We start from the raw sequence: 15259 nt of genomic DNA, 5'->3' as shown, positions 1-15259 counted from the left end.
GTATCCGCGCCGCGAAGCGGCAAGCCATCTACGCGGAACACGCCCGCCTCTGAAGTAACCATACCCCTGTAGGGTATATGGTGTCAAGGAAATGGGCCGGAGCAGATGTCCGCATGGAAGCGATCGCCGCCTCGGGCGACGCGAGTCGAGCCTTCGTTCGCAGGCCGCGCCGCACACCCCGCACCCTAACGCAGGCTCACCTGGTTGCGCCGCGGGTAAACAAGCGTTAACTTTAGAATCGGTCCGTTGCGCGGACCGATACGTCGCACGCTGGAGACGCAACCATGCTGTCGCGCCGCTTCACGCAGTCCTTGCCCAAAGAGACATACGCGTTTCTCGTCGCACGCCTGTTCAATGCGATGGGGAGCGCTTTCATCTGGCCGCTCACGACCATCTACGTACACAACGTGCTTCACGGCAACTACGCGATCGCCGGCTGGGTGTTGTTCGGCCAATCGCTCGCGGGCGCTCTTGGCCAGTTCGCGGGTGGCGCCATGTATCACCGGCTCGGGCCGATGCGGCTCATCGTTGGCTCGCTACTCTTGACCGCGCTTGCCCAGTGGAGCCTCATGTTGGCGCATTCGCTGCCGCCCTACGCCGCAGCCATCGCGGCGAACAGCTTTCTCATCTCCGCCACGCAGCCCGCGATGAACGCGTTTGTGGGCAACCGATGGAAGCCCTTCAGCGCGCGGCTCTTTAACACCATGTACGTGATGACCAACATCGGCATCGCCGTCGGCACCGCGCTCGCGGGCGTGATCGCGTCCGTGTCGTTTACGCTCACGTTCTTCCTGAATGGACTCCTCACCATGTCGTTTGCAGCGTTCATGTGGCGGTTTCTGCTCAGGCTTGGACCCGAAACGGAAGATGCCCCCATCGACGCCATGCCGCAGATCGATAGGTCGGCCTGGCAACTCTTCCGAAACTACCGGGTCTATGCGCTGCTTGGGGCAGGCATGTTGGCCCTGAGCCTCGCGCTCGCCGCCTGGAACTCCGGCGTGGCGCCGTATCTCAACCAGACCGGACACCGCCCGGACGCGTACAGCGTGCTCTGGACGGTGAACGGCATGCTGATTCTCGTGGGCCAGCCGGTGACCGGGTGGATTAAGCGCCGCGTGACCCAGCCCACCGCACAGCTCGTCCTGAGCAGCGCGCTGTACGCCGCCGCGTTCGCCGGAATGGCCATGGCGCACCGGGCGTATCCCGCGCTGGTGGCTGGCATGGTGGTGGCGACGTTCGGCGAGATGCTGAACGCCCCCACGGTGCCGGAACTGGTCACGCGCATGACCGGGCCGCATGCGGCGTTTTACCTCGGACTCGTCGGCGCCATCGGCAACGTCGGCAGCCTCCTCGGGCCCGTCCTGTTTGGCCATCTGTTCGATCTCGCCGGCATCTCGCCCATCCTCTGGGTGGCAACAGGAGCCAGCATACTGGCCACGGCGGCGTTTGCGGGGTATGCGCGGGTGGTCAAGGAACCCACAGGATTTTACGAACCCGGACGACGCGCCACGCATCTGTGAGCCAGGAGAATCGTTCATCCCTCAAGGGATTGAAAAGCTCGTTATGGTTCTCATATCCTCAGAAGGAAAGGCGTCGAACCTTAGCATATGTCCACAGACGGAATTTTTCTATATTTCTACCCCAACGTAAATAGTTGAAAATGCGTGCTGGGTTTAACCGTCCCACCTTTCCGAGCATCCTAGGAAGAGAGCGAGGTCGGCAAGATCGAGATGGACTGTTACGCACAAGCAGCAACGCGTCACCTGCGCGACGCGCAGTTGTTGTTCGAAAACCAGCGATTCGATAACGCCGTGTACTTGGCTGGTTACGTCGCCGAATGTGCACTGAAGGCGATGATTGAGCTTTTCGATCAACAGTCCAATCCCAGGACCTATGGACACAATCTCCGCGCGTTACAACACGTCGGATTAATGCGTGCTATACGTTTGCAGCCAAAACTTCAGTCGTACGTTCCGAGTTTCGCAATAGAGTCGACGAACCTGGCTCAAGGCCATCCACTCCGGCGATACTGGGCCACGGGACAGTGGCAGCCTGAAGTCGCGCTTGCCGTACTCAACCTTGCTAAAAGGATTTATGAAGAGACGCTAGAGCAAATTGTGATAGATGGCTACATGAGGAGGAGCGCCCTTGGCTGACGTTCTTTTTGACAATGTCTTGCAGGTAGCCTGGGATGCTGTGTCAACGGTCGAAGACCTCGTGGCATCCTGCAAAAGTGTAACCTTCATTCGCGATGTTCAAGGTAAGATCACGCTGTTCGTCGAGCCGTCGCCGGGCGCGCACCTCGGCAGCGCGACGGTGGACGACACGCGTAGCACGCTCTTGACAAAGCTCGGGCCATTCTTCACAGACGACGTCTGGATTTCCGACCCAAACGACGGGGTTCTCGCTTCCCTTGAGGAGACGATAAGAACTGAACGCGTGCGAGCTGATTGGCTCAAACACGGCGAGGCTTGCTGGGCCGAGTGCGATGTTTATGTGCTAGAGAGACGCGTCGCAAAAGAGTACTGGAAGGCACAGGGCTCGCTCCATTTGCAACTCCCGTGGTCTGTGTCAGAAGTAGACGATGGAAAGCGCCCTGCCATCATCACATTCTACTCTTTCAAAGGTGGCCAAGGGCGCACAACTGCACTCACAGCGGTGAGTCTGCTCCTGGCCCGCCGCGGCTTTCGAGTGGGAATGGTCGATTTGGACCTTGAGGCCCCAGGCCTTGGTTCGATATTCTTTCCCGAGGATAGCGCACCGACCGGCGTGATCGACTACCTGATCAACAAGCCTGTACTCGGAGAGCAGTATACACTTTCCGCAAGTGTCTTGTCCGTGACAGACCGCCATCTCATTGAAGAAGGACACCCGATTCGGGTCTTGCCCGCCGGACATGTGAACGCAAACTATCTTGAAAAACTAGCGAGGCTTGATTTTCAACATCAGATGTCTGGCCTCATTCGAGACACGCTAAAGCGGCTTCTGACGGAGTTCGCGGAAGCGTACGATCTCGATTTTCTGTTCATCGACTCTCGGGCTGGTTTTCACGATCTGGGCGGTCTCGCCATTACTCAACTATCCCACGCAGTCGTCTTGTTGGGAAGTCAATCTCGCCAGACATGGGCGGGACTCATTCCAGTGGTTCAGGCCCTGTCGAGGCATGGTGTGCGAGAGCCGGTACCTGCCGTGTTAGTTCATGCGATGGCACCCGGGCCATCCCATATCAACTTCACGCATGAGACACGTATGTTTCGCGAGACAGCATACGACGTGTTTCAGCGGTACTATTATCCGGAACAGGGCCCCGAGGGAGAGGACGAAATCGCAGTACCTAACGAAAATGATCCCGAAGCTCCGTTCCATCCCGTTGTTGTTCCATGGAACGAACATCTCAGGGCTGATCTCCGCTTGTTGCGAATAGGAGAAGATGATACCGTGCGGTTAAAAGCGCTGGTGGGTATACTCACGTCGCAACCTTACACGGACCTGGCCGATCGACTCACAACTTTGTTCAACCGATACATTCACCCTTTGAATAGGGGCTGATATCGTTGTGGGACAAGCGCAGCCTTCTTGAGCAAATGAAGACCATTGGCCCAGGGAATGCGGAGTACGACACTCGTGATCCTAAGTCGTTCTTCCGCAACTTCTTGGTTGTCGATGACTATCGCAACGCACTCGATCCAGACACCATGCTCATCCTCGGTGGGCGCGGGGTCGGGAAGTCTGCGCTTTTTCATTTTCTGAACCTTCCCGGCGGACCGGCGGGATTGCTGCAGACGCTCAGACATCCAGTGCCAATTGCTTGGGAGAGAGCATGCTGGATACGCGGCTACGGCCGCGTGGAGCAGGACAGGTCCTTCCCGGCTCCTGAAGTCCTCCAAAGTGAAGTGGATGAAGCGGACGCTCTTTGGTGGAGGGCATTTTGGATCGGCCTGCTCATCAAGTGCGTGCTCCGCGATAGCACTTCCGAGTTGAAGGAGTTCGTTCGTCATCGAATCGCGGATGGTTGGCGCGTGGGGCTGGAAAGTAGCCTGCCTAAGGTGACCGAATGGTTTCCCCACATCCGCGGGAATATGGAATTTGCCAATGACATTCTGGACGAACTCGACGCGTATCTTGCTGAAACCGATCAATGGCTTTTCATTACGTACGACGAACTCGACCGACTGGTACCGAACTACCACGGCCTGTTTGCTCCCATACGGGAACTCTTGGCCTTTTGGCTTGACCGATGGCGCAGATGGCGACGCATTCGCCCGAAGATCTTTCTGCGATCCGACCTTTTCAGCATGGACAAGTTGCGTTTTCCCGACGCGTCGAAGTTCTCGGGCCATCAAGTCCGCCTGAACTGGACTCCCAATTGGTTGTACCAACTGTTCATCAAGCGATTGGCCAACCTCGAGCCACCCATGCACGACTACGTTGTGCGCATCGAAGGCCTCATCAAAGGAGAAGACAATCGATTAGGATACCTGCCCACGCAGGACGAGGGCCTATACAAAGCGTTTATTGATGGGATGATCGGCCCATTCATGGGTGCCAACGCGAGAAAGGGTATCACGTTCAGATGGATACCGAACCACCTTATGGACGCAGGAGGGCAAATCGCTCCGCGGCCGTTCATCAAGCTCTTCGCATTCGCGGCCGAACGGGAATTGAAAAGCTTTGACGCAAAAGCGCTGCTGGAAGAGCGCTTGTTGCGCCCCATTAACATCCAAGGCGCTCTCATGCAGGCGTCTCAGGATCGCATTGCCGAACTTTTAGAGGAGTACCCTTGGGTAAGTGCGTTGCCCTCTGCGTTCCGGGACGTGGAGGTACCCGCTCCAGAGGAGCGCCTCATTGTGGCCCTCAAACAAGCACAGTGGTCAGAGACGGAACCACCGCCGTCGAGCGATCCGCGGGGCGTGATCGAGTCTTTGATCCAACTTGGCATCCTGGAAAGGCGATTGGACGGCCGCTTGAACGCTCCAGAGATCTACCTGCACGGCTTTGGCATGAAGCGCCGAGGTGGCGTGAAGCGCCCGCATTCATAGTGAGCCACTCGCTGGTAGAACCCAATGTTCCTCCCGTCATGCTGAGGAGCTAAGTGCATCTCGACCCTGTCAATTCTGCTGCATGCCTGAAAGCCTGGGCACCCCTGCATGCGCGCACGGGTGCCCTTGTTGCTTTTTCACGCCCGCTCCAGCCGCACGCGCGTCCCGCGTCCACCGGGCTCCGCAGGCTCGACCACCAGCCTGCGCGGCACGCGCTCGCGGAGTTCCGGCACGTGGCTGATGAGCCCAATGGCCATGCGCTCGTGGCGGAGCCGTTCGAGCGAGGACATGACCACGTCGAGCAGGTCGGGATCGAGCGTGCCAAAGCCCTCGTCCAGGAAGAAAAACTCGAGCGGATGCTGGCCGCGAAGTTGAATGTGGGTCGAGAGCGCCAGCGCGAGCGACAGCGACGTCACAAACGTCTCCCCGCCAGACAGCGTCCCCACGGGGCGCTCGACGCCGCCGAGGTGATCGTCGCGCATCATAAACTCGCCGCTCGGCGTGAACACGAGGCGGTATCGGCCTTGGGTCAACGAAGACAGCCGCTCCGAAGCCTGTCTCGCCACCTGGGCCATCTCCTCGCTGCCGATGTACTGGACGAATGCGTTAGAACGCAGGACACCGCGCAACATCTCCAGCCTCCCGGCCACCTCGCGCGCCCGCTCGAGCCGTGCGCTCACCTCGATGAAGCGGGTGCGCCGCGCCTCGAGGTCCTCCAGCTGTTGCCTGCACGCCCCGAGGCGCTGCTGCGCCTCGCCGTGCGCAGCCTCGGCCGCCTGCGCACGGGCCCGGGCCGCGGCAAGCTCTTGCTCGTCCACGCGCCTGCCCGCGAGCTGACGTTCGAGATCGCTCAATCGCTGTCTCACCGCCTGCACCGCGTCCCGGTACTGGCCCATCTCAGCCTCCAGCGCGTCCGCCTCGCGCGCGTCGAGCAGCGCGTCCCACACGTCACCGGGAGTGGCGAAGTCGGACTCGGCGAGGGCCGAATCCATCGCCTCCCGCGCGCGGCCCTCGGTCCTGCGCGCTGCTTGCAGCGCCGCCTCGGCCTGCGCCGCGTCCGTACGAGCCTTGTCGCGCGCCACCTCGGCCTCCTGCCGCGCGCGCACCGCCTCCCCCAGTGCGCGCCTGAGAGCTTCGAGCGCCGCTTCCACGTCCGCGCGGGCCTCCGCCACCGGCCGCCCGCCGGTCATCTCATCGAGCCTGCGCCTGTCGCTCTCCTCGGCCGCACGAAGCTGCGCAACCTGAATCTCCGCTTCGTGCGCGAAGCGCTCCGCCTCGAGCTTCTCCCGCTCCGCCTCTTGCAGGCGGGCGTTGACCTGTGCCAGATCCGCCGTCAGCCGCTGGCGCAGCGCATCCGCCTCCGCAGCCTGGCGATCGTCGTCCTCCAGGCGGCGCAGCCGCTCCTCGACCGCCTGGGCGAGCGCCTCGCCCTCGAGCCCGTCGCCAAGCGACACCGCTTCAGCGGCCCGGCGCAGGACCTCCGCCGACACCCGCACCTGCTCCTCCGCCAGCTCCGCGCTCGCGCGCTGCCGTTCCCACTCGGCCCTCGCCGCCTTCAGGCGCTCCTCGGCGGCCAAGACATCCCCGGCCGCGCGCTGCAGCCGCTCGGTGAGGACCGCCGACTGATCCGCCAGCTCCTTCGCCCGGGCTTCCCAAGCCACCCACGCCTCTTCTCCCGCCGCGATCTCCTCCGCCGCGCGCCGGACATGAGGCTTCCAACCTTCCGCCGACTCGGGCATATCGGCGCCTGTCGCCCCCGGCGCCTCGGGCCACAGTTCCGCGAGCGCCTCGAGTCTACGCGCGCGTTCTTCCTCCGCCCGCGCCAGTTCGCGCTCTGCCGCTTCCGCCTGCGCGAACGCCGCCTGATACTGTCGCTCCGCTTCGCGAAGCGCGTCCTCCGCTTCGCGCCACGCGGATTCCGCGTCGGCCAGGGCGAGATCGTCGGCGTCGGTCCATGGCTCCGCTTCGTCCACCGCGCCGACGGCCGGGTTTGGGTGATGCGTCGAACCACACACCGGACACGGCTGCCCTTCCACGAGTTCGCGCGCCAGTGCCGCGATGAGCGCGCCATGCCGCGCGGCCCACCGCGTATCCCGCTCGGACCTGAGCCGCTCCATGGCCTCCCGAGCCGCCTCGGCCGCGTTCGCGCGCGCGTTCCGCACGTCCTCCGCCTGCGCCCGCGCGCGCTCCACCGTCTCCCGCCGTTTTCGGGCCGCGGCGACGGCCTGCTCCGCCTGCGCGAGCTCGTGCACGCGCTCCTCCGCGCGCAGAAGCCAAGCGCGCAGATGGGCGATCCCGTCACGCGACATCGCGGGCTTCGAGCCTTCGTGCGCCGCTTTGGCCGCCTCGAGCGTTTCCGAATCCTCGAGCAAGGCGCTTCTCGCCTCCTGCGCGGTGCGGCACGCCTGTTCTGCGGCCTCCACGTCCGCTCGCCGCACGTCAAGGCGCTTCGCTTCCTGTGCCCGGGCAAGGGCTGCGGCCTTCCAATCGTCGCGCGCACGACGGAGGTGGTCCAGGGCGGATCGCACCTCCGGCGGCACATGGTGCGCCCGGAACGCGCGCTCCGCCTTCTCAAGGCCATCCCGAAGCGCCTGCGCCTCCGCCTCCAACTGGGCGCACGCGCCCTGCGCAGCCGCCAAGCGCGCCCGCTGCACCTGGAGTTCTGCTTCCGCGTCCACCGCAGCACGCGCCTTGTCCTGCCATGCGCGCTCGACCGCCTCCGCCTCCCGGAGAAGAGCCTGTTGCGCGAGAAGCGCGGGCTCCTCGGCTTCTCGCCTGGCTGCTGCCTCCTGCTCCGCCCGTGCCGCCTCGGTCGCACGCGCCTCGGCCTCTTGGAGCGCAGCCCCGGCAGACTGCGCGCCCGCCTCGGCCGCTCGAATCCCCTCCGCCGCCTCTTCCCACGCCTTCACCAAGGGCATCAGGGCGGACGCGCGGCGATGGCGCGAAATCCTTTCCTCCAGGTGTGCCATCTCGTCCGCCCGCTCGCGCAGCCGATCCGCCTCCGCCTCGGCCTTTCTACGCTCCGCATCGATCTCGGCCACGCGCTCGAGATCTCGCAGATGCGCCTCCGCGTCTCGCCGAGCCACTTCGGCGGCCCGAAGGGCCGACGTGGCCTCCTGAAGCGCGGCCTGCGCTCGCGCCAGCGCCTCCTCCGACGCGTCTCCCACCTCAGCGAGGGCAGCTTCGAGCTGGCCGACCTCCTGGTTGGCCTCTGCGCACCGCTGCGACACCTTGTCCGCCAACTTCTTGCCGTACCGCTCGAGGCCGAACAGCCGCTCCAGCATCATGCCGCGCTCCGTGCCGGACAGGCGGAGAAATTCGGCGAACTGCCCCTGGGGCAGCACGACGGCGCGGGTGAAGTCCTTGTCCGTGAGCCCGAGGATGCCCTCGATGGCGGCATCCACCTCGTTCGCGCCCTCCGCCACCATGACAAGCCCCGGCGAATCGCTTTCCGGGTTCTCAATCTCGACCAGGCGACTTGCGGCCGTCATCACCGAAAACGCGCCCTTCCCGCGCTTGAACGCGCGTTCGACGCGATACCGCCGGCGCCTCGCCCCTGTGCCAATCTCGAACTCAAACACAATTTCCATCCGCGCCTCGAGCGGATTCACCGTTCCCTGCGCATGGCGAGAGGCCCGCGTGGCACTCCCGAAGAGCGCGAGCGTGATGGCGTCGAGGATGGTCGACTTCCCGCTTCCCGTCGGCCCAAAGATGCCGAACAGGCCGTGTTCGGTCAGCGCCTGAAAGTCAATCTCCTGCCGCTCCCGATAGCTCCGGAGCCCCTGGATGACAAGCCGAATAGGCCTCATACGCCCACCCCCTCGCCCTCTTCGGCGGATCCAGTCGAGCCCTCAGCTTCGTCCACTTCAACATCCCGCACGAGCTCGAGGAACAGCTCGACCAGCGCATCGTCCGGCGGCACACCGATTTTCTCTTCAAAGTAGCGGCGGAAGAGTACCTCGGGCGAGACGGACCTCGACGCCTGCACGTCCAGCGATTCGGCGGCCTCTTGCATCGGCAAGACGGGCCGGATGTGAACGATGTGAGGCGCCGCTCCGCGCAGATCCTGGATGTCACGCAGCGCCATCTCGGTATCCACGCGCACCTCGAGATCAATCCACGCGTCCGCATCCCGCTCCGAAGCGAGCCAGGCGTGCACCTCGGCGAGGCTCGACGCGCGCCAGCGCACGAGCGGCCGCCCCGAAGCGAGCGGAATCTCCCGCCACCGCGCGCGCTCACCCGGTTCAGCCTCCACGAGCGTCACCGATTTTTGCTGCCCGGCCTCGGAAAAGCTGTACGCGAGGGGAGAGCCGGCATACCGAATCGGCACCCCGCCCGGACCCTCCATCTCCTGCGGGCGGTGCAGGTGGCCGAGCGCCACGTATTGCGCGCTCGCGGGGAAGGCGGACGGATCCACCGCATATGCGCCGCCCACCTGGATCTGGATTTCGGAGTCACTCTCGATCCCGCCCGCGACATAGACGTGGCTCGCGAGCAGGTTGACGGTGTCGGGGCGGAAGTGGCGGGCGAGATCGGCAAACCAGTCGGCGAGGCGCTGACTGTAGCTGCGCCGCATCTCGCGCTCCTCGAGGGAGTCGGAGAGGACCTCGCCGAGCCGCGACTCGGAGGGGTAGGGGACTGCGGCAATGCGGGCCCTGTGCGGGCACGACGGGACGAACAGTTCGACGGCGCCGACACCGCCCCACGGCCGCCACACGGCATCCCGGCGCGCCTCAGTTGGCCGGATCTCGTCCTTCGGCAGGCCGACGAGCACAATGCCGAGGGAATCCGCCAGCCAGCGCGGGGCGCGGATGCGGTCGGCGTGATCGTGATTGCCGGCGATGATCACCACGCCGCGGCGCCCACCGGCGGCGAGCCTGTGGAGCGCATGGTAGAACATCTCCTCCGCCTCTGCGCTGGGATTCACGGTCTGATACACGTCCCCCGCCATGAGGACGAGATCCACCGATTCGTCGTCACAGATGGCGGCGAGTTCCTCGACGAACTTCCACTGTTCGGGCGCGCGATCCCGCCCTTCAAGCGTCTTGCCGAAGTGCCAATCGGCGGTGTGGAGGATGCGCATGAGGAGACCTTCTTTCCGAACGAAGTGCGGCCTGGCACGGCCGTTGCAAACACATGTTCGATTCGACAGCGAACGTCGGATCTCCTGCTGGACCCGTCAAACGAATTTGCCCTGGGGCCGAGATCGCAAGAACGCCTCCACCTCCCTGCGCGCGGGGATGCTGTCAGCCGCGCCCATGCGGGACACGCAGAGCGATGCGGCGGCCGTGGCGTAGCGCAGGGCCTCGCGGACATCCTCGCCGCCGTCCCAAGCGGCCACAAAGGCGCCAAGCCACGTGTCCCCCGCGGCCGTGGTGTCGCGAACCTCGACCGGCCACGCGGGCAGATGAAAGGTGCCGCGCGCCGATGCCGCCACGACGCCCTTTGGGCCGAGCGTCACGATGGCGAGCCCCGCCCCGCGCGCCAGCATGGCCTCCGCCGCCTCTGCCGCCGCGCGCTCGTCGGACACCTCGCGCCCCGTCACCCGGGCGGCTTCCACCTCGTTCATCGCGATCACGTCACCTCGGCGAAGCACACCAGCCGGCACCTCCGACGGCGGCGCCACGTTCCACACCACGCGCCACCCGCGCAGGTGAGCCGCGCGAATGGCAGCCATCACGGCGTCCCGCGGAATCTCGTTCTGCAGCATCACGGCCGTCTCGCGCGGCGCCTCCGTCGCGAGCAAGGCGCGCTCCACGGTTTCCGGCGAGAGGGCCGCGTTGGCGCCCGGAACCACCACGATGCGGTTTTCCCCGCTCGGCTCCAGGAAGATGAGCGCCGTGCCGCTCGGCCCCGGCACTTCTGCGACGCCTGAGACGTCGACGCCTGCACGGGCCAGCGAATCCTTGAGCATCGGCGCGAATGCGTCTGTCCCCACAGCCCCTATCATGCGCACGCGCACGCCCTGCCTCGCCGCGGCAATGGCCTGATTCGCGCCCTTGCCGCCCACCTGATGTCGAGCCGATTCTGCCAACACCGTCGCACCCGGCCCCGGCATCTCCCGCACCCGCACCACCAGGTCTACGTTGATGCTGCCGATCACGACCGCGTCCACGCGCCCACCTCCGCTTTCAAGGCGATTTTGAGCTTTGTGTCCTAGTTTCGATGGATACAGAGGAACATCTTTCACGTGATCATAGGGGGGATGTCGATGAAAAGCACACGTTGGACCCGCGGTCTCGCCGCGATCGCCACGGCCGGCACCGTCCTGGCCGCAGCCAGCCCCATCGCATTCGCCGCGCCGCGCGGGCTGCACCCAGGTCACCCGACCGCGATAAGCCGTGGTCAGCACGAGAACATCTCGCTCTCGCTCGTGAAGTCGAACGCGGCCATCGTGGAAGCGCTCTCTCAGCAGTACAAGTCGCTTGTCCAGAACGCCGAAAATTCATCCACGCAGTCGCCTGCGATTACACAGCTCATCTCGGAGCTCCAGTCGGACCTGACGTCTCTGCAAAATGCGACGAGCGGCCAGGCGGCTCGGCAGGCCATGAACCAGATTTTGAAACAAGTCGCAGCAGCTGAGGCTGCGCTGCGGGACTCGCGCGCCCTGTCCGCGCTCGAACAGCAGATTGCAAAGGAATACAACCAGTTCTCTCAGGAGCTGAATCAAGTCACCTCCGCCACGAATCCGCCGGCCGGACAGCTGCGGCAGCTGTGGAACTTGGAGAATCTGCTCATCGCGAAGCTGCGCGAGGCGATTCTGGAACTCGGTGCCACACCGACCGCACCCGCCCCGGCTCAGGGCGCGTCGGGATCGACCACAAGCTCCTCGACGGGCTCCAGCAGCAGTTCGAGCGCGACAGGCTCGAGCAACGCCGCCGGGACATCCACGGAAAGCGCGACGAACACCGCCACCAATTCCACAACTTCGACGTCAACTTCATCCTAAAGGTGAAACGCCGGGCGGCACAAGCAGATGCCGTCCGGCGTTTCAGACTGTGATGCACCACAAGTCTACTCGAAGCGAAGAGCATCAATGGGCTTGAGACTCGCCGCCTTTCGTGCAGGATAAACCCCGAAAATCAAGCCCACGGCCAACGAAAACCCGAGTGACGCCACGGCAGCCGCGGGCGAGAACAGGTTTCCGTCCCCGGTCACCTTGGACATGACGAATGTACCCACGCCAGACAGCAGAAGTCCCGCCATGGCTCCGGCGACACTGAGCATGGTAGCTTCCGTCAGAAACTGAGCGGAGATCACGCGGCGCGTTGCGCCAATCGCCTTACGAATGCCGATCTCGCGCGTGCGTTCACTAACAGACACGAGCATGATGTTCATAATACCGATGCCGCCGACGAGCAGAGAGATGGCAGAGATACCGTCCAAAAGCAACGTTAGAATGCGGGAGACGCCGCTCAATGCATTCAGGATGGTGGCCTGATTGACAATCTGAAAATCGTCCGATACCCCTGGGGCCAACTGGTGCGTATCTCGGAGCGTCGACTCAATCTCCAGTTGCGCGCGGTTCATCACATCCGGTGATTTCGCCGCCACCAAGATTTCATTCACCGTGTTTCCATTTGCAAACAGGTTCATGGCCGTCGTGTATGGAATCGCGATGGCGTCGTCTTGGTTCGAAAAGCCGCTCGCGCCCTGGCTCGCCGCTACGCCCACAACGGTAAAGGGGACTCCTCCGATGTCAATCGTTTGTCCGACGGGATTGACGGTACTGCCCGAAAAGAGGCTCTGGTACGCCTGACTGCCCAACACGGCCACATCCGACGCGTCCTGTACTTCTGAGGGGAGAAAGTAGCGCCCCATAGCCATCGTGACGTTGCGGATGGACGGGTAATCCGCACTCGTGCCTTCAATGGATGTGTTCAGGTTGTTGCCGCCGTAAATCACCTGTTCATTCGCCGTCACCAACGGTGATACATACGCCACATCCGGGTCCTGCGCTAGAATGGCCTGCGCATCCGCCACGGTGAGCGTCGACACAGCTCCAAACCCGCGGCTGACACCGCCCACGGTCACCGATCCCGGCATCACAGTCAATATATTCGACCCAAGGCTCTCAACCTGTTTGGTCACGCCCGCTTTCGCGCTGAGGCCAATCGCAGAACTCAAGATGACCGCCATGACACCGATGATGATGCCGAGCATCGTCAGGAATGAACGCATCTTATTCGCTTGGATGCTTCTCCATGCCACGCGCACGATCTCGACGAACATCAGCGCTCCCCCTCGTAGGCCGCAGCGGTATCTGACTCAACGCGACCGTCACGAAATCGGATCACCCGTTCCGCGTGGCGGCCGACCTCAGCGTCGTGCGTGACCAAAATGATGGTATTTCCCTGTCCGTGCAACTGATGAAGAAGCGCGAGGATGTCCTCAGTCGTTTTACTGTCCAAGGCCCCCGTTGGTTCGTCTCCAAGAATGATGTTCGGTTGATTGACGAGCGCCCTAGCAATGGCGACGCGTTGCTGCTGCCCTCCTGAAAGTTCATTCGGACGATTGTATGCCCGCTCCTTCAGACCGACCTGCTCCAGCGCCTCCATCGCTCGCTCCCGCCGTTGTCGAGGGGGGACCCCCATGTACAACATCGGAAGTTCGACGTTTTCGAGAGCGGTCGTCCGCGGAAGAAGATTAAAACTCTGAAAGATAAAACCGATCTTCTGATTCCTCACCGAGGCAAGTTCATCTTCCGACAGCGTCGACACCGCAACGCCGTCTAGAACGTACGTGCCACTCGTGGGCACGTCGAGACAACCCATGACGTTCATCATCGTCGATTTGCCCGATCCCGACGGTCCCATGATGGCGACAAACTCGCCTGGCCATATGTCCAGCGTGACGTCATTGAGTGCCCGAATAACTTGATCTCCTATGAAGTATTCCTTTACAATGTTTTGCATGTGCACGAGGGGCTGATGTTTACTCGAGAGACTCATCCTTGGCGGCCTCCCCGGGCAGCGCCGCCAGCAAAACCTCCGCCAAATCCCGCCCCAAACCGGAACGGAGATGTAGACGACTCGCTCTGCACGAGGGCGCTTGCCGTGGATTCAGGCAACGTCAGGAGAATCTTTTCACCAGGTTCAAGTCCAGCAACGATTTGCACCAAATTGTTGCCCATGACGCCTACTTGAACAGGCTGAAAATAGGTCCCTTTGGGCGCAAAACTGCCCGTCCGAAATCCTCCATGCCCAGAGGACGAGAAGCCGCCCTGCCCAACGCTCGCGTTTTCGCTCCCATTCTCCGGACCATTGTATGTCCCATTGCCGATCCCGTTGCCTGACTGACGGAATGAGGCTTGATTGCCTCCCGAGAAGGCGCTACCAACAGGACGCGTTCCCACGACAAACACACCTTCCACGGATCCCACCTGGTGCAGGGCAATGGCCGGAACTGCAAGTACATGTTGAAGCGTTGACGTCACGATGTCGGCACTCGCTGTCATACCCGGCTTCAAAAGCCCTCCAGCATTGTCCACACTTGCGACCACCTCATATTGCGTGACGTCATTCGTTGTGGTCGGTGTTGGATATACTTGCACGACGGTGCCAGAAAACGTCTTGTTGGGATAAGCATCTACGGTGAACGCCACGGAATCACCGGAATTTACCTGTCCGATTTGCGACTCGTTGACTTCAAGATCCACCTGAAGGTCAGAAGGGTTCAGATCCTCGAGTTGAATAAAACCGGTTGTTCCCGAACCTCCGCTGGATGCGCTGGACGCCGAAGCCCCTTGCGAAGGCAACTCACCGACCTGGCCATTGACTGCAGTTACCACGCCGGCGATGGGCGCGCGCAGCACGGTCTCCGATTCCGACTGTTCGGCCGACTGGAGATTGGCCTCGGCGGTCGCGAGTTGCCCCTGCGCATTGGTCACCGCAGCCTCGTCCGACGCGATGGTCGATGGCGTTGCGGGCTGTTGATCGTTTTGCAATTGAAGCTCGGCAGTTCGAAGTTGTTCTTCCGCCTGTGTCACATTGTTCTTGGCCTGTTGGAGTGCCTGTTCAGCGCTCGTACGGTCGTTGTAAGCTTGCTCGGCGGCTTGGAGAGCTTGTTCGTCCTGCAACACGGTGTCCTGTGCCTTCTGTTCATTGAGCTTAGCCTGTTGTTCGTCGTTTTGCAGTACGATCTCCTCGTTCTGAAGTTGTTGCTCATCGCTTTGGATGCTCTGCTCGTCCTTGGACACGGTCTGCTGGTTATTTAGTTGA

Annotated in this window: 11 protein-coding genes; 5 read left to right on the top strand and 6 right to left on the bottom strand. The window is 62.7% G+C overall.

Annotated features, from left to right (window positions below; translation table 11 throughout):
- Window positions 1-284 precede the first annotated feature (284 nt).
- The 4 genes from AMA01_RS11705 (at window position 285) to AMA01_RS11690 (ending at window position 5039) form a co-directional block, all read left to right on the top strand.
- Window positions 285-1520, top strand: a complete 1236-nt coding sequence (locus AMA01_RS11705; protein ID WP_067851186.1) for an MFS transporter — start codon at window positions 285-287, stop codon at window positions 1518-1520.
- Window positions 1521-1730: 210 nt separating this feature from the next.
- Window positions 1731-2156: a HEPN domain-containing protein gene (locus tag AMA01_RS14295; RefSeq protein ID WP_067851184.1), complete on the top strand. Its 426-nt coding sequence runs from the start codon at window positions 1731-1733 to the stop codon at window positions 2154-2156.
- Entirely contained in the window at window positions 2149-3549 is a 1401-nt protein-coding gene (locus AMA01_RS11695) for a tyrosine-protein kinase family protein (RefSeq protein WP_067851182.1), read from the top strand. Before AMA01_RS14295 ends, AMA01_RS11695 begins: the two co-directional genes overlap by 8 nt.
- A gap of 5 nt (window positions 3550-3554) precedes the next feature.
- Window positions 3555-5039, top strand: a complete 1485-nt coding sequence (locus AMA01_RS11690; protein WP_067851180.1) for a P-loop ATPase, Sll1717 family — start codon at window positions 3555-3557, stop codon at window positions 5037-5039.
- A 137-nt stretch (window positions 5040-5176) separates the two neighbouring features.
- Here AMA01_RS11690 and AMA01_RS14210 read toward each other — a convergent pair whose 3' ends face one another.
- From AMA01_RS14210 to AMA01_RS11675, 3 genes are all read right to left on the bottom strand, one after another.
- Window positions 5177-8848, bottom strand: coding sequence for an AAA family ATPase (locus tag AMA01_RS14210; RefSeq protein ID WP_067851178.1), 3672 nt, complete (start codon window positions 8846-8848; stop codon window positions 5177-5179).
- Entirely contained in the window at window positions 8845-10122 is a 1278-nt protein-coding gene (locus AMA01_RS11680) for an exonuclease SbcCD subunit D (protein WP_067851176.1), read from the bottom strand. The genes AMA01_RS14210 and AMA01_RS11680 overlap by 4 nt, the downstream gene beginning before the upstream one ends.
- Before the next feature lie 96 nt (window positions 10123-10218).
- The gene (locus AMA01_RS11675) at window positions 10219-11154 is read right to left on the bottom strand and encodes a ribokinase (protein WP_067851175.1); all 936 of its coding nucleotides are present in this window, start codon (window positions 11152-11154) and stop codon (window positions 10219-10221) included.
- Window positions 11155-11250: 96 nt separating this feature from the next.
- On the opposite strand from AMA01_RS11675, the gene AMA01_RS11670 reads away from it, so the two are divergent.
- Complete coding sequence (locus AMA01_RS11670; protein ID WP_067851174.1) at window positions 11251-11988, top strand: hypothetical protein; 738 nt, start codon at window positions 11251-11253, stop codon at window positions 11986-11988.
- 65 nt (window positions 11989-12053) lie between these two features.
- Here the strand turns inward: AMA01_RS11670 and AMA01_RS11665 are convergent, their stop codons facing one another.
- The 3 genes from AMA01_RS11665 to AMA01_RS11655 form a co-directional block, all read right to left on the bottom strand.
- Window positions 12054-13271: an ABC transporter permease gene (locus tag AMA01_RS11665; RefSeq protein WP_197459990.1), complete on the bottom strand. Its 1218-nt coding sequence runs from the start codon at window positions 13269-13271 to the stop codon at window positions 12054-12056.
- A complete protein-coding gene (locus tag AMA01_RS11660) occupies window positions 13271-13990 on the bottom strand; it encodes an ABC transporter ATP-binding protein (RefSeq protein WP_067851170.1) in 720 nt (239 codons plus the stop codon). Before AMA01_RS11660 ends, AMA01_RS11665 begins: the two co-directional genes overlap by 1 nt.
- Window positions 13987-15259 (bottom strand): efflux RND transporter periplasmic adaptor subunit (locus tag AMA01_RS11655; protein ID WP_156468453.1); only part of this gene is annotated, 1273 nt, incomplete at its 5' end. The genes AMA01_RS11660 and AMA01_RS11655, both read right to left, overlap by 4 nt.

Origin of the sequence: Alicyclobacillus mali NBRC 102425, from assembly GCF_001570745.1 — a bacterium.
Classification (GTDB): Bacteria; Bacillota; Bacilli; order Alicyclobacillales; family Alicyclobacillaceae; genus Alicyclobacillus; species Alicyclobacillus mali.
The sequence above is the reverse complement of the archived record's forward strand: the minus strand, read 5'-3'. Positions and strand labels throughout refer to the sequence as shown.